Below are 20,496 nucleotides of genomic sequence, written 5' to 3' on the forward strand. Positions count from 1 at the left end.
TCCAGCCCTCAGAGGCCAGCAGAACCGCTTTTATGCGATCACACTCCCTCTTATCACGACAGGTGTGATGGAGGTGTTCGAGTTCGGCTTTTTGTTCATCGGTAATGAATATTTTCATGACTGGTACCATGATCCTTATTTTGGGAAAAATCAAGCACCTTCAATGATTACTGGTATATAGCTGTGCTTATCATTCCTGAAACAAATCGTAATACGATAAAGTTGAGTGTAAAGATGGTCACCAAAAGTTATTGTCAACTTATATTCAATACGCGTTTCTTAATATATGCTTTTACACCTGGGCTATTAGTATCTGCATGTATTGCATATGTATCTGTTGTGCCCTTTTTATATATAGATAAAATGGGAATGAGTTACTACATATTTGCAGTGCATCAAGCGATATTAGGAATATGTTTGTCGGTGGCTGGATTTTATTCAGGTGCTTTGAATAGAAAGATTGGATCAGCTAATTGTATCTATTTGAGTATTATAATTTGTTTGATAGGTTGTGGTTCATTAATGATATTTAGTCATATTTATCCCGAATCTGCAATACTTTTTACACTGTCGATGGCCGTTATCTGTATAGGTTCTGCTTTTCAATATAGTATGGTATTTTCTCGTTCTTTGGCGTTGTATCCTGAGTTAGTTGGTTCAGCATCATCCTTATTAACTTTTTTTCGACTTATTTTATTCAGTTTCAGTGTCCTTATTTCAGGATGGGCATTTACTGGAAAACTATTTAATTCAGCAATTATAGTGTCATCAATAATTGCTATGGGGTTGTTATTTTCATTTTTTGTCTTAATTGATTTGCGAAATAATGTAGTTAATAGGAAAATTAACAATGAATCACATATTAGTTGATTAAATGAGCACTTATTCTGAGTGGTGAAATTATCTTACTAATAACATTGACCATTTATTGATATCTATTTTGTTGAGGTCATTTATGAGAATTAAAGTTATCATTCCACTGTTGACGTCAAAATATAATTCTGCGGTACAAGAAGAGCTGTATCCCTATATTGCACCAGACGTATCAATCACTATTATTAATTTAGAATCTGGCTCGCCTTCGATTGAGTCCCGTTATGACGAAATGTATTCAACTCCCGAGATTGTTAGCAAGATTGTTGAATCCGAAGAGGAAGGATATGATGGGGTTTTCGTGAGCTGTGTCAGTGATCCCGCTATTTCGGTTGCGAGAGAGATGGTTGATATTCCTATCGTTGGGGGGGTTGAGCCTGCCGCTCTCAGTGCTGGAATGATCTCGAAGCATTGGGGAATAATTACAATTTCCCAATCTTGCGCACGTTTGGTTAGAGATCTTGCGACATTAGCGGGTATTCATCAGCAATTGGCTTGTATTCGCAGCATTGATCAACCCATTAATGAATTGCATAAAACACCGGGACAGCTAGAAGATGTTCTCCTTACTCAAGTTAAAAAGATGATTAAAGAAGAGCAGGTAACAGCCATAGTATTAGGTTGTACCGGCATGATGGGGATGGCAAAGTACTTATCCAAAGAGATGAAGGCTGTAGGAATGCCGATTCAAGTAATTGATCCTACAGCAGTTGCATTGGGTTATTTACAGATGATGATAAGAGCTGGTCTTACCCACAGTCGTTTGGAATATCCAAAGTTGGATTTAAGAGAAAGGGAGATTAGTTGCATTAAGCGGCCTTCTTCTTAATTCTGTGTAATTGTCATCCCAATATTGAGTGCTTGAGTTAGTGCTTTGTGATATTTTCGAACCACGATTTTTCAACTCTGTAGTATGTTGAATCGGAATAGTTTGAACGGGTGTCACAAGATATTGATTTGATCTGCCAGATTAGCTATTTCAACTGACTTGTACTTCACGCTTTTTTGTATATGATATTGGTAATCATTATCATTTGTCTGGGTGCAAGTTATGATCAGGGTTAAAGACAGAGAGAGATCGCTTTTCTGGCAGGGTATCACCAGCTTGTGGGGAATAGGTTTATCTAGCTTGGCTGGCATGCTATTCGTCATCATCAATCCCGGAATTGAGCAGTTTAAAATTGGGGTAGTATTAGCGATGTTGCTGACGCTATTTATGCTGCTAAACCAGAAGTCACGCCATTTTCTATTAATACCATCAGGGTTTGCTGTGTTATGTGCTTTATTGGCTGGAGCATATCGACTGGGTTGTTTTTGACGTTTTATAGCAGAATAAATGGAGAGAAATTCGATAAGAAAAACAGACAGATTGGTGCGAAAGGAGGGACTTGAACCCTCACGTCCGTAAGGACACTAACACCTGAAGCTAGCGCGTCTACCAATTCCGCCACCCTCGCAGGTACTGTCATTTTACTTTTTATTGCTTAATCTAAACTGGCCGAATTCAATCAGCGGTTGTCTGATTTGGTGCGAAGGGGGGGACTTGAACCCCCACGTCCGTAAGAACACTAACACCTGAAGCTAGCGCGTCTACCAATTCCGCCACCCTCGCAAATTCAGACGCTATCAATCTGTTGATTGATAACACGGAGGCGCATTTTAGAGGTTTTGTAGCCGACGTCAATCATTATTTGGTTATCAAAGATGGCCTGTCCTTGAATCAAGGACAGGCTGAGTCAATTAGAATTTTTTTGTTGCCTGATAAACCTTGAATTTCCCCGTCTGAGCAATGACTTCATGAGTACCAAAAGTTTTATCCAGTAAATCGGGATAAGGCAGGAATGCATTGGCAACAATCCGCAATTTTCCGCCAGGTTTGAGGTACTTGGGCGCTTGGCGGATCAGATCATCGGTTGCCAGTAAACTGGTTTTTAATCCTTCATGGAAAGGAGGATTAGAGATAATCCAGTCAAATTTATCTTCAAGATTGGAATAAATGTTACTGACAACAACATGACCTTCCAGTTTATTGGCTTTTAGGGTTGCTTTACTGGAGGCAATCGCTGCTGCATTAACATCACTGAGAGTCAGTGCTAACTCAGGGTTTTTCTTACCCAGTACCGCTGCCAGAACACCCGCACCGCATGCGATATCCAGTAAATTGCCGGAGAGAGGTTTGTCAAAGGTAGAAAGCAATAAACGGCTACCAACATCCAGTTCATCTTGGCTAAATACACCCGGTAACGTATTCACTATGACGTTTTCCACCTGATAACTGTTCCACCAGTTATCTTGTTCGAACTGCACTTCATGTTCTAACTGGCCGTAGAACAGGCTGCAACGACGGGCGCTATCGATTTTTCGAAACGTTGCCATGCCGTCCATCAGTTTGTCTACACTACGTACTCCGCTACGGTTTTCACCGACAATGAAAATATTGATGCCTTTTGGCAAAACAGAGAACAGGCTGCGTAATTGAAAGCGAGCTTCCTGCTTACTTTTAGGCCAGTAGTAGATCAGGGTGTCACAGCCCTGAGTAAATGCTTTTTCGGCTACTAGGCTAAACCAAGCATGATCACCTAGAGTGCGGATCAGTGATTGCCAGTGATGATATTGGTTAGTGTGCACTCGCACACTGGCCGCATCAATTTGGGTTGCCAGTGTATCCTGAATATCACCGGCGAAGAGCAGGTGATGAGAGCTAAATTGCTCACGGTGACGTAAAATAACTTCACTGGCGGGGGTTAACGCAGACATTTGTCTATAAGCTCCTTCAATGGTTCTGTGCTCAAGTATCAGATAGTGATAAATCTCAACCCAATATTGGCGCAGATCGTGGCCTCTGATAACATGTTACCGATTATTTTTTACAGCAGGTAAATAGATATGGTAACCCGGCGCGACAGGTTATTAGCTCAATTGGGGATTACCCAATGGACCTTACGTAACCCAGCGGTTTTGCAAGGTGAATTAGCTGTTCACTTACCTGATACCACCCGTCTGCTGATTATTACCAATGACCACATTGATTTAACTAATTCATTATTAATGGATATTTTCACCGCTATGGGGTTGGATAAATCCTCTGTTTACTGCATTACAACAAATAATGTTGCGATGTTACCGGAACAGGTTAAGTGCCCATATTGGTTGTTAGGTGTGGATATTACACTATCATGGCCGGGAATTTCTTTGAGAAGCCCGGCATTAAATGATTTATATTGTGATGGACAGGCAAAACGTGCTCTCTGGCAACAGATTTTTCAACATGAACAACATTTCTCTATTAACTCCCGCTGATCTCCCGTCCGCTTTTCTGGTTGAGAAAGCCAGTCATGCGTTCCCGTGGAGTGAAAAAACATTTTTCGGTAATCAGGGGGAGCGGTATTTGAATTATAAGATAGCGATTAATGAACAATTTATTGGTTTTGCAATAACCCAATTGATATTAGATGAAGCAACCCTATTTAATATTGCTATTCATCCTGACTACCAAGGTAAAGGTTATGGTAAGGCATTATTAGCGTATTTAATATCAATTTTGCCGGGTAAAGGCGTGCATACCTTATGGCTTGAAGTCAGACAATCGAATCATTCTGCTATTAGGTTGTATGAACAATCAGGGTTTAACCAAGTCTCTGTTCGTCGGCATTACTATCCTACCGCGACAGGTAAAGAAGATGCCATCATCATGGCGTTGCCGCTGTTTTGCTAAATAAGTGCTATAAAATTGATTGATTGTTTATAACACCAATTTCAGCGAAAATGAGCGCCAATTTTTCATTCACCCACGGGTTTGGCAACGGTTCTCCTTGCGGGGACGCGTCTGATGTTGAGTACAAGCCCGTATATAAAGCAGAAGATTGTTATTGATGTCAAATTCCCCTTTTCAGCAGGAAGTCGCTAAACGGCGAACTTTTGCTATCATTTCTCACCCTGATGCAGGGAAAACGACGATTACTGAAAAAGTATTGCTGTTTGGGCAGGCGATTCAGAAAGCCGGTACGGTGAAAGGTCGTGGTTCAAACCAGCACGCGAAATCTGACTGGATGGAAATGGAGAAACAGCGTGGTATTTCCATTACCACTTCTGTGATGCAGTTTCCTTATCAAGATTGCCTGGTTAATCTGTTGGATACACCAGGGCATGAAGATTTCTCCGAAGATACTTATCGTACATTGACGGCGGTTGACTGTTGCTTGATGGTCATTGATGCCGCTAAAGGGGTTGAGGAGCGGACACGTAAATTGATGGAAGTGACCCGTCTGCGCGATACCCCGATTCTAACATTCATGAACAAGCTTGACCGCGATATCCGTGATCCGATGGAACTGATGGATGAAGTGGAAAATGAGTTGAATATCGCTTGTTGCCCGATCACCTGGCCGATTGGGTGCGGTAAGTCTTTTAAAGGGGTTTATCACCTCTATCTTGATGAAACTTACCTGTATCAGACTGGAAAGGGGCACACTATTCAGGAAGTCCGCGCAATTAAGGGGCTGAATAATCCTGAATTGGATGCCGCGATTGGTGAAGATCTGGTTGAACAGTTGCGTCAGGAGCTGGAACTGGTGCAGGGGGCTTCTCATGAGTTTGATCATCAGGCATTTTTGCAAGGTGAACTAACACCTGTATTTTTCGGTACTGCACTGGGTAACTTCGGCGTTAATCACATGTTGGATGGTTTGGTTAAATGGGCGCCTGCGCCGATGCCGCGTCAGACAGATGTTCGCGAAGTCTCCGCTCAGGAAGATAAATTTACCGGGTTTATCTTTAAGATTCAGGCCAATATGGACCCGAAACACCGTGACCGTGTGGCTTTCTTGCGTGTTGTGTCAGGTAAATATGAAAAAGGCATGAAGCTGCATCAGGTAAGAATTAAGAAAGATGTGGTGATTGCTGATGCGCTGACATTTATGGCGGGTGATCGCTCTCATGTGGATCATGCCTATCCGGGAGATATTATCGGTTTGCATAACCACGGGACAATTCAGATTGGTGATACCTTTACTCAGGGGGAAGATCTGAAATTTACCGGTATTCCTAACTTTGCTCCGGAATTATTCCGTCGTATTCGCTTGCGTGATCCTCTGAAACAGAAACAGCTCCTGAAAGGGTTGGTTCAATTATCTGAGGAAGGTGCTGTACAGGTATTTCGTCCACTGGCGAATAACGATTTGATTGTGGGGGCCGTTGGTATTCTCCAGTTTGATGTGGTTGTTGCCCGTTTAAAAAGTGAATACAACGTTGAAGCTTTATATGAGCCGGTGAACGTCTCAACAGCGCGTTGGGTTGAGTGTCATGATGCTAAGAAGCTGGAAGAGTTTAAGCGTAAGAGTGAGCAAAATCTGGCGCTCGATGGTGGTGATAATCTGACCTATATTGCCCCAACGATGGTTAACCTAAATTTGACCAGTGAACGTTATCCTGACATCAAATTCCGTAAAACACGGGAACATTAATATTTTTAAGGCTAACAACAAGTTAGCCTTTTTCTTTACAAAAATATATGTAACACAAGAATAATTTATAATTTAGTCGGGTAAGATCCATCTTATTTTATAGCGCTTTGCTTTATTTTCCTGTTACTATTTCCTTGGTCTTTGCTGTATTGATGTGCTTATTTCCCGATTTAGCCTCTCAGCTATTGGGAGTGATAACCTGTTTTTAATTCTAATGTAGATTGTGATTCTGCTTAGATTACGATTCTACTTAGGTACAGTACATTGTGTAAAAACACTTGTGTAAAAATGCCTTGTGTAAAAACACATTGTGTAAAAACACATTGTGTAAAAACGGTTTGAATGGCTTTATAGATTCAGAAATCTAACCGGCAATTAAGGAAGGTATAGGATGAAGAATGTTAAATTGGCTCACTTGTTGGTGGCTGTTGCCTTGGGTACCGCTGTAGTTAGCAATAGTGTACTGGCGGAGGAGTCTTTTAAAAATAAAGCGACACAAGCACTCGACAGTGCTGGTCAGAAAATCGATGATTCAATGAAAAACATCGATGGTTATATGGGTGATAGTGCTACCACAGCGAAGATTAAAAGTGAGTTGTTGGCAGCAAAAGGGATCAACAGTAGTGATATCTCGGTAAAAACAGAGAGGAGAGTCGTTTATATTTCTGGTTTTGTGAAAAGCGAGAAACAATCCAGAGAAATTATAGAGATTATCTCTAAAGTGAAAGGGGTCAAGTCGATCCAAAACGGTCTGACCATAAAAAAATAATATATTTTGTTATGAGTGGGTTTTTTCCATTCAGATAATTTTACGTTGTACTAACCGGATATGCGCCCTCACCAGGGGTACTTTTATCAAAATATTGACTACGTAGCACCATAATATAATGACGGATAATAACTTTCCAAGTTATGCTCTCTATCCGTCATTTATTTTCTTGGGGGCTGTGTGGGGAAACGTATACCGATAACGTTGGGAAATATTGATCTATTATCCTATAAATATAAGTCGTCTATTAAATCTGGAAAGGTTGCACTTGTTTGTGAAGGTGGGGGGCAACGCGGCATTTTTACTGCGGGTGTGCTGGATGAATTTATGCGTGTTGAATTCAACCCATTTGATCTACTGCTTGGCACTTCGGCAGGTGCTCAGAACCTTTCAGCTTATATTTGTGGACAGCGTGGATATGCCCGGCGAGCTATCAGTCGATATACAACTAATCCAGCCTTCTTTAACCCTTTGCGTTTTGTACGTGGCGGTCATTTAGTTGATTTAGATTGGTTTGTGCAGACCGCTTCGCAGGAACTGCCATTGGATATCCCGACAGCTTTACGCAAATTTGAGGCTGGATGTGAGTTTTATATGTGCGCATGTCGTTCAGATAATTTTGAACCTACCTATTTCCAGCCTGATGAGAATAACTGGCTGGAAGTGATTAAGGCATCAAGCGCCATTCCTGGATTTTATCGCAATGGTGTGACTATCAATGATGTTGTTTATTATGATGGTGGTATCAGTGATGCTATTCCAGTAGAGGAGGCGTATCGGCGTGGTGCGGATACCATCGTGGTGATTCGTACGGTCCCTTCACAGCTCTATTACACGCCTGATTGGATGCAACGAATGGAACGTTGGTTGGGAGATAGCGGTCTGCAAAAGATGGTACGGATGCTACAACAACATGCGAAAAGCTACCACCGCACTCAGAAATTTATTGAAAATCCCCCTGATGATGTGCAGATTTTTGAAATTTATCCGCCTGCACCATTAACTGCCAGTGCGTTAGGCAGCCGTTTGCCAGCACTTAGCCGGGATTATCACCTTGGGCGTCGTTGTGGTCGCTATTTCCTGGCGACAGTGGGTCACTTATTTGTTGGTAATAAGTTTAATCTTGGTGACTGCTCCTCATCCTATCGGGAGAGGCTTCCCACTTCAAAGGCAGTAGCTCGTGCATGATAAGTCTTACGCTGGCCTCGATGGGGTAACAACGTTGGACATTTTGCCCGCAGCTTCGGATTAAAGAAGTTATCGAACGCGGTATTCAGATTAATAACCGCCTGTTGCAGCGCGATAGAATCGTATTCTTCATCCCTTGGCCGGGCATTGAACCCGGCCGATAGAAAAATTGAAGGCATTACTGAATATCGATACCATTTTTGACGAAAATTATGTATACCCGTCATCTTTCAAGTTGCCTCTTTGTTGGCTGCGCTCACTCACCCCGGTCACATAGTTTGCTATGCTCCCGGGGATTCGCTCCCTTGCCGCCGCGATGCATCTTGAAATCCATAGGGTATAGATACTTATGCCGCACTGGGCGAGCATTTGTCTTGAGCGATAAAGTGAGTTGTTATTACCGCATCTTACGCCACAATGGCATGATATTAGTCAACACATCAGGGGGAGGGCAAGGATCATTCACCTTTGCCATTTTCCACAAACCGGTATGGCTTTTACGGGCCGCATTATTGGACATGAAGACTTGATATAACGAGCCTGTATCGCCGGCATGATTATGGGTATCAAGAAAACCTTTATTTCCCCATCGATTATAGAGGGAGATACTATCGCCTTCTCTGATGTTTTCATTTGGTGGTGTGGTTTCACAATAAATAGCCCATTCTAATGTCGCTCTTTTGCGGATATCTGAGGTGTAGACTTGATGTATTTCGGTTAATTGTTCATTTTGATCCACCACATCATAATATCGTAAATAACCGCCATCACAGTAATACAAGTTGTGAAGTAAAATAATATCATTATTGATTATTTCACTGCCGACAGATTTTCCTGTTGCTGATTCAATTCTCCAGGCGCCGCCATAAATAGCTAAAGAGGCATCTACAGTTACCACGCCATATTTTGTTCCGGGTTTATTACCGTTGCCAAATACACTGAGATACCCACCGCTCCAGTTCTTGTAGCTGTTTAATATTGTCACGGTATCGCCATATTTAAGTACATTATCCATCATTTCCTCGGAAAATATGTTATACCCGTCATCTTTCAAGCTGCCTCTTTGTTGGCTGCACTCGCTCACCCCGGTCACATAGTTATCCATGCTCCCGGGGATTCACTCCCCTGCCGTCACGATGCATCTTGAAATCCATAGGGTATATTGCCTTTCAAACAACTGATACTTACCCTGAAATGACTTTCCCTCCGATTATGCTATATGCTATTAGTGCATAACTTCTGGCGTTATTTCAGGGTTAGGTTATTGTCATGAACAGGTTATCTCGCCTTTTATCTGATCCCTTGTGGACCTAAAATAGGATTGAATTCCTGCACTGTTGAATATTCATAGCAATGGGAGATAGGAAAAGAAAAGATCAAAAAATTAATTTTTATCGGATAGGGGACTATTTGGCGGATAACTGACTTTGGCTTGTTATCATGTTACTTGAAGAGGTAAACCATGCTTTTTCTGTTTTTAACCATGTTCATATCAGCAAAAACGGTATCATTTTACGGATATATCTGCGTGGTATACAGAAAAAAGCGGCATAATACCGCTTTAATTTACTGATGGTTTTTATTTTCGTTTATGGTGAAATTTACCAAAGTATTTTCAATTCACACCAGAGGCCAATTTAATACCACAACACAGTCATTGTAATTATTATTGGTACCATTTTCGGCACCGATAATGACTGTTCCCGGTTTCCCATCAAGGGTATTATCAAAATAACGCAGTTTGCTAGGTTTGCCATCTCCTTCAATTTCAATACAAACTTTTCCTGTACCTGATGTGTAGGTTTGGGTCGCCATCGGATTATTTGTTCCTTTGCCGGTTAATATGTCTACCAGAAGGTTGTCAATATACACTTTTACCGTTTGCTGAATGTTCGTATTATTGTAAGCTGTCAGGCCAAATCGAATACTTTGAGGTAATTGGAAACAGTGTTTACCGGTGTCATTGGTGCCACATGTTCCGCTACAGCTTCCATTATTATTGTTATTACCACGTTTACTACCTAATAAATCTGCATCAACCGATACCGCAGCTTGAATTTTTGGAAAAATAACTCCAGGCCAACCCGCTTGAGTGGATGAAGGTCCACCGTCAATAACATTCGATTTCGTATTGTATCGAATATAATTACCGTCTTTAAAAAAGTAGATAATAGAGCCAGAAATATTCCTCCATAAAACAATAGCATCCAAATTTGCATTGAATGCAGAGTAATTGCCGGTAGTTCCCCATCTGGCCGAGATAGTTTTTTTACTAATCTTATGTGAACTGACAGTATAATCAATACAATCGCGTCCTTTGAAGAAACAAACAATATCTTGTTTTGTATCGACCCATTCTGTAGCTGCATCTATCCCATTTTCAAATTCAGTGCCTTTTAATCCAGGCCATCCCTCTACAATGGGTTTTGGCCCTTCACTCACTTGTGTTTTCTCTATATCAAATTTGAGATATTGTGAGCCTTTAAAAAAATATAGATAACCATTTAAATTAATCACATCGTCAATATGCCGTTGAAACTCGGCAGGAAGATTGGGCCAATCTTTACTAATAGCCCGGGGAGTGGCACCTTTGTTGATTTGTGGATCATCATAATATTTAATATTTTCTGAGTTAAGAAATAAATAGGTATTTGTATTCATTATTACATCTCCTTTATGGTAATTGTATTATAACATTATTATTCACATTTCTATTTTTATTGGAAACAGATTGAAAGTGGCGTCGAAAATTTTCTTTAGCTATACAATTTCATTATGTATTCAGTATTTAAAGATGATTTTAATTGTTGGATGTTAATGTCATGGGTGGGTTGTAATCAAGGTTATATATTAATGGTTCATTTATTAATTTAATTAATTCGATTGTTATTAAAAAAATAAAAATACATACTAAGAGATGATGGGTGTATAAATTGAATGGAATTTAAAACGCTATTTTATGTGTTGGTGATGACATTTAAAAGTATATTAACGATATTCCAGTTATAATAAAAAAGCGGTATAATACCGCTTTAATTGATTGCTAAATATTATTTTTCTTGTGGTGAAGTTTACCAAAGTGTTTTTAACTTACACCAGAGGCCAATTTAATACCACAACACAGTCATTGTAATTATTATTGGTACCATTTTCGGCACCGATAATTACTGTTCCCGGTTTCCCATCAAGGGTGTTATCAAAATAACGCAGTTTGCTAGGTTTGCCATCTCCTTCAATTTCAATACAAACTTTTCCTGTACCTGATATGTAGGTTTTGGTCGCCATCGGATTATTTGTTCCTTTGCCGGTTAATGTGTCTACCAGAAGGTCGTCAATATACACTTTTACCGTTTGCTGAATGTTCGTATTATTGTAAGCTGTCAGGCCAAATCGAATACTTTGAGGTAATTGGAAACAGTGTTTACCGGTGTCGCTAGTACCACATTCTCCACCACAATTTGAGGGTTTGGTAGGCGGACAAGGGTCATTGATTTTTTCCATTTTCCACTGGTCTACCTTATGTACTTTACGAGCGCTATTACCAGAAAGAGATACACCATATAACGTGTTTGGTTTGTTGGCATTACCATAACTATTAAGGAAACCTTTATTTCCCCATCGATTATGTAGGCTGATAATTGCTCCTTCTATGATATTTCCCTTTGTAGAATAAGGTGTCTCGCAATAAATAATCCACTCTAATGTTTTTGGAGAATAAGTATTTATATCAGATGTGACTATCGGATGTATTTCTCCACTTGGTACCGGTTGATTTGGGCCATCATAATACCCCAAATAGCCACCATCGCAGAAAGCCAGATTATGAAGCAAAATAATATCATCATTAATTATTTCACTGCCGATAGCTTTTCCCGTTCCTGATTGTATTCGCCATATTACCCCTAGATCAGAAAAGGAGGGAGCTACAGTTAATACGTTATGTTTTGCGCCCGGGATGTCATTACTTCCATGTGTACTGAGATATCCTCCTTGCCAGTTATTGTAACCATTTAATATTCTTACTGTATCGCCATATTTAAGTATATCCGCCATAATTTATCCTTAATATTTTTGGTTTATTTTTAACAATGAGTATGACACTGAAATTACCCTAGCTTAATTATTCTGTTTCATAATTTTCTGGGTTATCTCAGAATAGATTATTAAAATCAGCAAAATGCTCAACGTTTTTGTAATCCTAAAAATAGTGATTAACGCCTGATTTTGTTAATTATGATCATTAATGTTTTCTGAAGGAATACCGATAATTTGTTTCTTTCCTCTGACAATGAATATACCACTAAAATTTCCTTTACTTATACTTGATTTTCGATATTTCTATCTTGAACTGTGTAAAAATCGCATTTTCCGCTTTATTTACATTATTTATTAAGTTAAATTGTTTAATAGTGATAGGGAAATAAAAACTTAATTTTTATTGACACGAAGGATACAATTCTAATAAATTAATACTTTGATATAAATAACATTTTAAAATAATAGATCATCTTGATGGAACTCAGTCCAATTTTTTCGATCTGAACATCCAAGATTAACGGAAATATAAATAATCGATATTTTGATAAAGGGATTATTATTATGCGAATGCAAGTTAAAAACTGATTTAAATGAATGGCTTTCATAAAGTAGTTGTTGTAAATATAATATTTTCTCGTTTTTCCTTTTCTGGTATTTGATTCTTTAGGCTATTATATTAATGCATTCGGTAAAGATTTGCCTGAGGAAATCTGAGACAATGTTTTTTGTAACTTGGTAGAAATACTATATACCCTATGGATTTCAAGATGGATCGCGACGGCAAGGGAGTGAATCCCCGGGAGCATAGGTAACTATGTGACCGGGGTGAGCGAGTGCAGCCAACAAAGAGGCAACTTGAAAGATAACGGGTATACCTTGGCAATGAGTGGTAATGACTAACTGATAAGACAGAGAAACAGATTGTGGCAAAGAAAGAAAAACGGCCTCACCATGACGCGTTATTCAAGCATTTTTTAACGCAGCCTGAAACGGCCAGGGAATTTCTATCCCTTTATCTGCCCGAAGAAATCCAGTTGTTGTGTGATTTAGCCACATTGAAACTGGAGCCCGGCAGTTTTGTGGATCGGCATTTACGTCAACTGCACAGTGATGTGCTGTACTCGGTTAAAACGGCTCGGGGACAGGGCTATATCTACTGTCTGATTGAACATCAATCCACCCCTGACCCGTTGATGGCCTGGCGGCTGATGTATTATGCCATGTCAGCCATGGCGGCTCACCTGAAAAAAGGCCATACTGAACTCCCGTTGGTGGCGCCTCTGCTGTTTTATCATGGTGAGGTTCGGCCGTATCCTTACTCAAACCGGTGGCTGGATTGTTTTACGCTCCCCGAACAGGCTGCTCGCTTATACCGTCAGGCGTTTCCGTTGGTGGACGTCAGTGTGCTCAGCGATGAAGAGATCCTGACACATAAAGGCGTTGCCCTGATGGAGCTAGTGCAAAAACACATCCGCTGCCGGGATATGCAGGAATGGCTCCTCCAATTGGTGGAACTCTTGAATGCAGGGTATAATACAACCGAGCAGCGCAATGTGGTGTTACGCTATATTTTACTGAATGGACATACGCTGGATCTCTCACACTTTGTCCATCAACTGATTGAACAATCTCCGGAGCATGAAACGATGTTGATGACTATTGCAGAAGAGCTTGAACAAAAAGGGCTCGAGCAAGGTATCAAGCAAGGTATCGAACAAGGTATCGAACAAGGTATCGAACAAGGTATCGAGCAAGGTATTGAGCTAGGCCGGGAGGAAGGCCGAGAGGAAGGTAAAGTGGAAACGGCTCGTGCCTTATTACGGCATGGCGTGAGTTTGGACATTATTGTCACCAGTACCGGACTGAGCCGGGATAAAATTGAAGCGTTAAAGCATTAAATTCATCTTCCCTTTTACAGCAAAATGCCGATATTCAAGATCGGCATTTTTGTTCTTATTTATGGGAGTGAAATGACACCTTATTAAACATAAAATTATCCATCAGCACCTTCTATTATTACTGACATAAATGGGTATCTTTAACCTATTGTTTTTACCTGTTTATTCTCCCCGGCTGAATAAAATTGAGCGTCTGTGGCAATCCTTGCATGAAACGGTGACACGAAATCATGGCTGTCAGTATATGTGGCAGTTGCTTGAGAAAGTGAAAACGTTTTTAAATTCATCTCCCTACATGAATAGCAGAGAATAAAAAGAGTGGGTGTATCATAATTGTGAAAAGTTATTTATGATTGTTTTTTATCACCAAACTGAATTGATTGTGTCAAAATAGAATTTAGCTTTTACATCAAAACTGTTAAATTCCGAACTTTAGGGATATATACCCAATGGATTTCAAGATGGATCGCGACGGCAAGGGAGCGAATCCCCGGGAGCATAGATAACGATGTGACCGGGGTGAGTGAGTGCAGCCAACAAAGAGGCAACTTGAAAGATAACGGGTATAGTGGTGGTAATGTCAACTCTGATTATAATACCTTTATTGAGACAAAGTTTATTTTGATTTCCCATAAATCATAAGGCAACAACACGGTGAAAACAGGGCTAAAACAACGCTTTCATGTGCTAATAGGGTTAGCAGTAATACTGATCATAACCCAATTGCTTGATACTTTAACCGGTGGCGCATTAAGTAATTTCGGCATCATTCCCCGATGTGCTCAAGGGTTAATTGGTATTCCATTATCTCCATTCCTGCATGATAACTGGGGGCACTTGTTCAGCAATCTTCCCGCATTATTAGTCTTGAGTGCATTACTTATGGCACACTCTATTCGTTATTATGTGCTAGCCAGCCTGTTTATTATCTTTATGGGAGGAGCATTAGTTTGGTTATTTGGGCGCACGGCTATTCATATTGGCGCCAGCGGATGGATCTTTGGTTTGTGGGGATTGCTGCTGGCTAACGCTTTTTTCCTGAGAAGAGTAAAAGATTTCTTCTTTGCGATTCTCGTGTTTGTATATTACGGTGGGATTGTGTTTGGCTTGTTACCGTGGCAAGCGAATATTTCAACGGAAGGCCATATTTTTGGCGTGATATCTGGGCTGGTTTTCTCTTGGCTATCGAAGCGATGGATAATAACGAGCCATTAGTTTTAGGAGGTTGGGGATAGCAGATTATCCCCATTGCAAATACTCACTAATAGTCAACAGCAAAAAAAATAAACTTGGTTACCTTTATTTCGAGAATAAATAAGTTACCATTTAAAATAGAATGCGATTTAGGATATTTAGGATATTTAGGAATGTGGTATTGCGATTTTGACTTTAATCTCATTTCTGAAATCTAATTAATAACAACTCACAGCCCGTTTATGATAACGGGCTGGTAATAATGAAATATATACCCTATGGATTTCAAGATGCATCGCGACGGCAAGGGAGCGAATCCCCGGGAGCATAGGTAACTATGTGACCGGGGTGAGTGAGTGCAGCCAACAAAGAGGCAACTTGAAAGATAACGGGTATAACCACTGATTTTTAATTTTGTGTGGTTATTTCCATTGCAACGCGACATCATCTATAGGCTGCCCCAAAACTTGTTTATCTTTTTTGTAATCATGTGGAATCTGCCAGTTTGAACTATATCCCTGACGAGGAAGCAAGTCGTTTGCACGTTTTACGTAACCAGATCTCAAAGCTCCAAAAATATGTTCGTCCTCCTGCATCTCACCTGGCTGAGCATGTGGTGTCACAACGGTAGCATCGCGACGCTCCATCTCGTTCAATAAACGGCAGATATAATCCGCAGATAGATCAACTTTCAATGTCCAAGCGTTATTGATATAACCAAATACACAGGCACAATTAGGGATATTCTGTATCAACGTTCCCTTATAAAGCATGCGATCATGACTTTGTTGTTTTTGCCCATCAATAGAGAGTTCAATTCCACCAAGAAAATGTAATTTCAGCCCAGTTGCTGTAACAATAATATCTGCGGGTAATTCCTTGCCCGATTTTAATAAGATACTGTTTTCAGTTATACGTACAATATGGTCAGTAACAATAGAGGCTTTACCTTCTTTTAATACCTTGAATAGATTATTGCTGGGAATAAGACAGAGCCGTTCATCCCACGGCATGTATTTTGGCGTCAAGTGCTTCATGTCAAAATCTGGGCCGACACGCTTGCGAGCCAATGCCAGTAAAAACGCTTTTAATAATGTAGGTAAATGTCGACTTATTTTATAAATTAAGCGAAATAGAAAAAGATTGCGCTTTCTGCTCAATGTGTAAATCCAGCGCTGTGGAATAATGCCTTTGCAAAGCTCTGCTATCTTATCCCTTCCAGGCATTGAAAAGATATAACTGGGAGAGCGCTGTAGCATCGTGATATGTTTAGTATCATGTGCCATTGCAGGCAGTAAAGTAACTGCTGTTGCACCACTACCAATTACAACAACCCGTTTTCCTTTGTAATCCAACTCTTCAGGCCAGAGTTGAGGGTGAATTACCGGGCCTTTGAAATCTTCAATGCCGGGGAATTTAGGTAAATAAGGTTCATCATAGTTGTAATAACCTGTTGCAGCGATGAGAAAGCGACAGGTAAATTGCCGAGTTTCCCCACTGATTTCGTCAATCGCGGTAATGGTCCACTGGCGAGTCGCATTTGACCAGTCAGTCTGAGTGATTTTTAGCCCAAACTCTATTTTCTTATCAACGTCATACTCTTTTGCCGTTGCATTGATATAACTTCTAATTGAGGGCCCATCGGCAAAAATACTGGTGTCTGTCCAGGGGCGGAATTCATAGCCATAGCTCATCATATCTGAATCTGAGCGAATGCCGGGATAGCGAAATAAATCCCAAGTACCGCCTATCCTTTGGCGACGTTCTAAGATAATAAACTTCTGATCAGGACATTTCTTTGTCAAATGACATGCTACACCAATGCCGGCAACACCCGCGCCAATAATCAAAACATCATAATAGTTATCCATTGTTATTTCTCCTGCAATGTATTTTTTAAACAATTGAAACTTGCCTAGCTAAAGCAACGTGATTCTTATCGGCACTGACAGTAGCATAGTAATATGAGATTGCTTTAGTCTTACATTGCTCATTACAAACGTTTAACGTGTCAATATTCTCTGCCGCTACAATTAAATAATTAGCCTGAGAATATTTTCAACCCTTCAATATGAATATTGGGCACCGTGTTTAAGTTGTTATAGACGAAACAAATAGAACCAAAAATTTGCTCAAGCATTTCTATTTCTGTCTGCTCTTAAGTCAATATTGTATGATACAAAGATTTCGAAGTGAACCTGACAGAACTTAGTTGAGGGGAGATCTGATGCATTTTATTGATTGAATATCTTCCCAAAGTTTAGATCCTAACCATTCATGGGAAGATTTTTCGGTTAATTCGATAAAATAATCCAGAGAAGAAGATATTCTCTGAATTATTTTAAAAATGTGAAGTTGTTCAAGGGGTTTTAATTTTTATTTATTGTTGATTGATCCTTCCTAATCATTTTCATGTCAGTGGCCAATTCAATACCACCACGCTATCATTGTAATTTCCCTTGGTATCATTTTCAGCACCAATAGTTACTGTTCCCGGTTTTCCATCAAGGGTATTATAGGAGTAACGGAGTTTACAGGGTTTGCCATCCCCGATAATCTCGATACAGATTTTACCTGTACCTGATGTATAAGCTTTGGTATCGGTTCCTTTGCCGGTGAATGTATCTACCAGAAGATCGTCAATATAGACTTTTACTGTTTGTTGATGGGTGGTTGTATTAGTATAAGCTATCAGACCAAATCGAATACTTTGAGGTAATTGGAAACAGTGTTTACCAGTGTCATTGGTGCCACATGTTCCGCTACAGCTTCCATTATTGCCTCGGTCACTGCCTAATAAATCGATATCAACGGATACTGCTGCTTGGATTTTGTTGAAGGGACCTCCGGTATAATTAGAAATAGGGGCAGGCCCATAATCAATAGCATTTGATTTCAGATTAAACCGGATATAATTACCTCCTTTGAAGAGGTCAATACGAGAATTTATTCTCTGTACAGCCGCATCTAGATTGGTGCTGAATTCTGTGTATTTCTCTGTAATGCCCCATCTGACTGAAATAGAGTTCCGTTTAATCGTATGTGAATTCATAGCGTAATCGATACAATCACTGCCTTTGAAGAAGCAAACAATATTTGTTGTAAATTCTGTAGCTGCATCTACCCCATTTTCGAATTCGGTTCCTTTTAGTCCGGGCCATCCCTCTGCAATAAATTTCGGCCCATCAATCACCTTAGCTTTTGCGATATCGAATTTAAGATATTGCGAGCCTTTAAAAAAATATAAATAACCATTTAAATTAATCACATCATCAATATATCTTTGAAATTCGATAGGAAGATCGGGCCAATCATTACTGATAGGTTGAGGGTAGTTTGTATCTGGTTTATGTAATGTTTCATTATATCTGGTGTTATCTGCATTAACGAATAAATAGACATTTGAGTTCATTAATATATATCCTTCATAGTTTTTAAATTTGTCATTGATTTTGCGTATTTGTTAAATTTACTGTTCATAGATAAAATATATTAATAATGATATTAAGACTATTTGGCGAAACAGAAAAATTTACGCTGTGAAAATTAATATAAAATATAGATTATGGCAATGTTATATAAATAACGTTTCGTAATTATGCTACACATAGCCTTCTTCAACCCATTGTTATACATAGAATTATGAGTGGTATAAGATGTAGCACTATTTTGAAATCTTATTTATTAATAAATTATTTATTGATTTAATGATGTTGTTTTTTTGAAAAAATATAAATATATATTAAGGGATAAGGGTTATATTGTGCAATTAATGTGTAAATCACTATTTTATATTTCTATTTAATTTTATTTTGTGTTTTAATAATAACATATTAAAAATATATTAGATTGATAATATTTCTATAAAAAGCGGCATTATGCCGCTTTAATTATGGATAAAGATTTTCACTAGTGAAAATCTTTAACTCACCAGTTCAGAATGATGATGCTATCCTTGTACTTATTGGCGTCCCCATTTTCAGCGCCGATAATGACTGAACCGGGTTTTCCATCAAGAGTATTATAGGCATAATGGAGTTTGCAGGGTTTTCCGTCCCCTGTAATCTCAATACAGATTTTACCTGTACCTGATGAGTAAGATTTTGTGGCGGTTAAGTTATCAATTCCTTTGCCGGTTAATGTATCTACCAGAAGATCATCAATATAGATTTTTATCATTTGCTGATGAACATCAGTATTCGTGTAGGCTGTTAGCCTAAATCTGGTACTCTGTGGTAATTGGAAACAGTAGTTACCGGTGTCATTATTACCACATGTTCCGCCACAGTTTTGATTACCTAACAAATCTGTATCAACTGATACTGCAGATTGAATTCTGTTGAAGGTAACTCCTAGCCAATTAATTTTATTAGGAGTCGTTGGTCCCCCATCGATAGCATTTAATTTCAGATTAAATCGGATATTAGAGTTACCTTTGAAAATGAAGATATAATGGTATCCACGAGTCCTCCATAAAATTGCGGAATCCAGATTTGTACTGAATTCTGAATATTTCCCGGTTGTTCCCAATTTTTCTGAAATAGTTTTCTGATTAATCGTATGTGAACTTACAGTATAATCGATACACTCGCTACCTTTAAAGAAACAAACGACATTGGTGATATCTGGGTTTTTTATATCGATCCATTCCGTCGCTGCATCTATCCCATTTTCAAATTCGGTTCCTATTAATCCCGGCCATCCTTCCACAATGGGTTTAGGTCCCTCAGCCACCTGAGCTTTTGCGATGTCGAATTTAAGGTATTGCGATCCTTTAAAGAAATACAAATAACCATTTAAATTAATTACATCGTCAATATGTCTTTGGAATTCGACAGGAAGATTAGGCCAATCTTTACTGACAGGTTGGGGATAACCTGCGTACACCCCATTATTGCCAGAAATTTCATTGTATTTAATATTTTCCGAGTTAAGAAAAAGATAACTGGATGTATTCATTGATATATATCCTTTATGGTGATTGTATTTTAACGTATTATTTAGATTTTCAGTTGAAATAGATTTCAAATAGTGTTGAAAACTCAAAATTTAATTATGCAATTTATTTATATCT

19 protein-coding genes, 2 tRNA genes and 4 pseudogenes are annotated in these 20,496 nt (G+C 39.3%); 12 read left to right on the forward strand and 13 right to left on the reverse strand.

Going from position 1 to position 20,496, the window contains the following annotated elements; all coding sequences use genetic code 11:
* Positions 1-118: pseudogene (locus CKY02_RS20185) on the reverse strand (IS630 family transposase); the annotation flags it as partial.
* Between the two features lie 116 nt (positions 119-234).
* Between CKY02_RS20185 and CKY02_RS20190 the strand changes: the two are divergent.
* From CKY02_RS20190 to CKY02_RS20200, 3 genes are all read left to right on the forward strand, one after another.
* Positions 235-870 carry an MFS transporter gene (locus CKY02_RS20190; RefSeq protein WP_112896683.1) on the forward strand — a complete coding sequence of 212 codons (636 nt, stop codon included), beginning with the start codon at positions 235-237 and terminating at the stop codon, positions 868-870.
* An 85-nt stretch (positions 871-955) separates the two neighbouring features.
* The gene (locus CKY02_RS20195) at positions 956-1,702 is read left to right on the forward strand and encodes an aspartate/glutamate racemase family protein (protein ID WP_112896684.1); all 747 of its coding nucleotides are present in this window, start codon (positions 956-958) and stop codon (positions 1,700-1,702) included.
* Positions 1,703-1,924: 222 nt separating this feature from the next.
* Positions 1,925-2,191 (forward strand): DUF1435 family protein, encoded by a 267-nt coding sequence (locus CKY02_RS20200; protein WP_041380391.1) that lies wholly within the window; start codon positions 1,925-1,927, stop codon positions 2,189-2,191.
* A gap of 52 nt (positions 2,192-2,243) precedes the next feature.
* Here the strand turns inward: CKY02_RS20200 and CKY02_RS20205 are convergent.
* The 3 genes from CKY02_RS20205 to rsmC form a co-directional block, all read right to left on the reverse strand.
* A tRNA-Leu gene (locus CKY02_RS20205) sits at positions 2,244-2,330 on the reverse strand.
* Positions 2,331-2,398: 68 nt separating this feature from the next.
* Positions 2,399-2,485: transfer RNA gene (locus tag CKY02_RS20210), tRNA-Leu, on the reverse strand.
* Positions 2,486-2,613: 128 nt separating this feature from the next.
* Positions 2,614-3,630: a 16S rRNA (guanine(1207)-N(2))-methyltransferase RsmC gene (gene rsmC / locus CKY02_RS20215; RefSeq protein WP_112896685.1), complete on the reverse strand. Its 1,017-nt coding sequence runs from the start codon at positions 3,628-3,630 to the stop codon at positions 2,614-2,616.
* A 129-nt stretch (positions 3,631-3,759) separates the two neighbouring features.
* On the opposite strand from rsmC, the gene CKY02_RS20220 reads away from it, so the two are divergent.
* The 5 genes and pseudogenes from CKY02_RS20220 to CKY02_RS20240 form a co-directional block, all read left to right on the forward strand.
* Entirely contained in the window at positions 3,760-4,173 is a 414-nt protein-coding gene (locus tag CKY02_RS20220; protein ID WP_112896686.1) for a DNA polymerase III subunit psi, read from the forward strand.
* On the forward strand, positions 4,142-4,588 hold the full coding sequence (gene rimI / locus CKY02_RS20225) for a ribosomal protein S18-alanine N-acetyltransferase (protein ID WP_112896687.1): 447 nt from the start codon (positions 4,142-4,144) through the stop codon (positions 4,586-4,588). Before CKY02_RS20220 ends, rimI begins: the two co-directional genes overlap by 32 nt.
* Positions 4,589-4,745: 157 nt before the next feature.
* Positions 4,746-6,335: a peptide chain release factor 3 gene (gene prfC / locus CKY02_RS20230; RefSeq protein ID WP_112878843.1), complete on the forward strand. Its 1,590-nt coding sequence runs from the start codon at positions 4,746-4,748 to the stop codon at positions 6,333-6,335.
* A 391-nt stretch (positions 6,336-6,726) separates the two neighbouring features.
* Complete coding sequence (locus CKY02_RS20235; protein WP_112896688.1) at positions 6,727-7,104, forward strand: BON domain-containing protein; 378 nt, start codon at positions 6,727-6,729, stop codon at positions 7,102-7,104.
* Positions 7,105-7,284: 180 nt separating this feature from the next.
* A pseudogene (locus CKY02_RS20240) lies at positions 7,285-8,202 on the forward strand (patatin-like phospholipase family protein); the annotation flags it as partial.
* A gap of 86 nt (positions 8,203-8,288) precedes the next feature.
* On the opposite strand, the pseudogene CKY02_RS25940 reads toward CKY02_RS20240, so the two are convergent.
* From CKY02_RS25940 to CKY02_RS24985, 6 genes and pseudogenes are all read right to left on the reverse strand, one after another.
* Positions 8,289-8,423, reverse strand: a pseudogene (locus tag CKY02_RS25940) (RNA-guided endonuclease TnpB family protein); the annotation flags it as partial.
* Positions 8,424-8,502: 79 nt separating this feature from the next.
* Positions 8,503-8,661 (reverse strand): hypothetical protein, encoded by a 159-nt coding sequence (locus CKY02_RS24980; RefSeq protein WP_162120776.1) that lies wholly within the window; start codon positions 8,659-8,661, stop codon positions 8,503-8,505.
* Positions 8,662-8,689: 28 nt separating this feature from the next.
* Positions 8,690-9,385: a hypothetical protein gene (locus CKY02_RS20250; RefSeq protein WP_240002102.1), complete on the reverse strand. Its 696-nt coding sequence runs from the start codon at positions 9,383-9,385 to the stop codon at positions 8,690-8,692.
* Between the two features lie 527 nt (positions 9,386-9,912).
* Complete coding sequence (locus tag CKY02_RS20255; RefSeq protein WP_112896690.1) at positions 9,913-10,953, reverse strand: fucose-binding lectin II; 1,041 nt, start codon at positions 10,951-10,953, stop codon at positions 9,913-9,915.
* 429 nt (positions 10,954-11,382) lie between these two features.
* On the reverse strand, positions 11,383-12,345 hold the full coding sequence (locus tag CKY02_RS20260) for a fucose-binding lectin II (RefSeq protein WP_112896691.1): 963 nt from the start codon (positions 12,343-12,345) through the stop codon (positions 11,383-11,385).
* A gap of 747 nt (positions 12,346-13,092) precedes the next feature.
* Positions 13,093-13,260, reverse strand: coding sequence for a hypothetical protein (locus tag CKY02_RS24985; RefSeq protein ID WP_162120777.1), 168 nt, complete (start codon positions 13,258-13,260; stop codon positions 13,093-13,095).
* Here CKY02_RS24985 and CKY02_RS20265 point away from each other — a divergent pair.
* The 4 genes and pseudogenes from CKY02_RS20265 to CKY02_RS20275 all read left to right on the forward strand — a co-directional run bounded on the left by CKY02_RS20265 (position 13,254) and on the right by CKY02_RS20275 (position 15,443).
* Positions 13,254-14,228, forward strand: coding sequence for an Rpn family recombination-promoting nuclease/putative transposase (locus tag CKY02_RS20265; RefSeq protein WP_112896692.1), 975 nt, complete (start codon positions 13,254-13,256; stop codon positions 14,226-14,228). The genes CKY02_RS24985 and CKY02_RS20265 overlap by 7 nt on opposite strands.
* 139 nt (positions 14,229-14,367) lie before the next feature.
* Positions 14,368-14,541 (forward strand): annotated as a pseudogene (locus CKY02_RS20270) (transposase); the annotation flags it as partial.
* A gap of 197 nt (positions 14,542-14,738) precedes the next feature.
* Positions 14,739-14,870 carry a hypothetical protein gene (locus CKY02_RS26450; RefSeq protein WP_274382202.1) on the forward strand — a complete coding sequence of 44 codons (132 nt, stop codon included), beginning with the start codon at positions 14,739-14,741 and terminating at the stop codon, positions 14,868-14,870.
* Positions 14,871-14,882: 12 nt separating this feature from the next.
* The gene (locus tag CKY02_RS20275) at positions 14,883-15,443 is read left to right on the forward strand and encodes a rhomboid family intramembrane serine protease (RefSeq protein ID WP_112896693.1); all 561 of its coding nucleotides are present in this window, start codon (positions 14,883-14,885) and stop codon (positions 15,441-15,443) included.
* Between the two features lie 401 nt (positions 15,444-15,844).
* Here the strand turns inward: CKY02_RS20275 and CKY02_RS20280 are convergent, their stop codons facing one another.
* From CKY02_RS20280 to CKY02_RS20290, 3 genes are all read right to left on the reverse strand, one after another.
* Positions 15,845-17,293: a flavin-containing monooxygenase gene (locus tag CKY02_RS20280; RefSeq protein WP_112896694.1), complete on the reverse strand. Its 1,449-nt coding sequence runs from the start codon at positions 17,291-17,293 to the stop codon at positions 15,845-15,847.
* Positions 17,294-17,832: 539 nt separating this feature from the next.
* A complete protein-coding gene (locus CKY02_RS20285) occupies positions 17,833-18,834 on the reverse strand; it encodes a fucose-binding lectin II (RefSeq protein ID WP_112896695.1) in 1,002 nt (333 codons plus the stop codon).
* 515 nt (positions 18,835-19,349) lie between these two features.
* A complete protein-coding gene (locus tag CKY02_RS20290; protein WP_112896696.1) occupies positions 19,350-20,381 on the reverse strand; it encodes a fucose-binding lectin II in 1,032 nt (343 codons plus the stop codon).
* Positions 20,382-20,496: the final 115 nt, after the last annotated feature.

The sequence above is a fragment of the Photorhabdus bodei genome (genome assembly GCF_003287735.1).
Classification (GTDB): Bacteria; Pseudomonadota; Gammaproteobacteria; order Enterobacterales; family Enterobacteriaceae; genus Photorhabdus; species Photorhabdus kayaii.

Excerpts from the sequence above, each read along its gene's own strand:
- rsmC (WP_112896685.1), bottom strand. The coding sequence starts at position 3,630 with ATGTCTGCGTTAACCCCCGCCAGTGAAGTTATTTTACGTCACCGTGAG.
- rimI (WP_112896687.1), top strand. The coding sequence starts at position 4,142 with ATGAACAACATTTCTCTATTAACTCCCGCTGATCTCCCGTCCGCTTTT.
- CKY02_RS20280 (WP_112896694.1), bottom strand. The coding sequence starts at position 17,293 with ATGGATAACTATTATGATGTTTTGATTATTGGCGCGGGTGTTGCCGGC.
- CKY02_RS20260 (WP_112896691.1), bottom strand. The coding sequence starts at position 12,345 with ATGGCGGATATACTTAAATATGGCGATACAGTAAGAATATTAAATGGT.
- CKY02_RS20195 (WP_112896684.1), top strand. The coding sequence starts at position 956 with ATGAGAATTAAAGTTATCATTCCACTGTTGACGTCAAAATATAATTCT.
- CKY02_RS20255 (WP_112896690.1), bottom strand. The coding sequence starts at position 10,953 with ATGAATACAAATACCTATTTATTTCTTAACTCAGAAAATATTAAATAT.
- CKY02_RS20290 (WP_112896696.1), bottom strand. The coding sequence starts at position 20,381 with ATGAATACATCCAGTTATCTTTTTCTTAACTCGGAAAATATTAAATAC.
- prfC (WP_112878843.1), top strand. The coding sequence starts at position 4,746 with ATGTCAAATTCCCCTTTTCAGCAGGAAGTCGCTAAACGGCGAACTTTT.
- CKY02_RS20220 (WP_112896686.1), top strand. The coding sequence starts at position 3,760 with ATGGTAACCCGGCGCGACAGGTTATTAGCTCAATTGGGGATTACCCAA.
- CKY02_RS20200 (WP_041380391.1), top strand. The coding sequence starts at position 1,925 with ATGATCAGGGTTAAAGACAGAGAGAGATCGCTTTTCTGGCAGGGTATC.
- CKY02_RS20285 (WP_112896695.1), bottom strand. The coding sequence starts at position 18,834 with ATGAACTCAAATGTCTATTTATTCGTTAATGCAGATAACACCAGATAT.
- CKY02_RS20190 (WP_112896683.1), top strand. The coding sequence starts at position 235 with ATGGTCACCAAAAGTTATTGTCAACTTATATTCAATACGCGTTTCTTA.
- CKY02_RS24980 (WP_162120776.1), bottom strand. The coding sequence starts at position 8,661 with ATGCTCGCCCAGTGCGGCATAAGTATCTATACCCTATGGATTTCAAGA.
- CKY02_RS20235 (WP_112896688.1), top strand. The coding sequence starts at position 6,727 with ATGAAGAATGTTAAATTGGCTCACTTGTTGGTGGCTGTTGCCTTGGGT.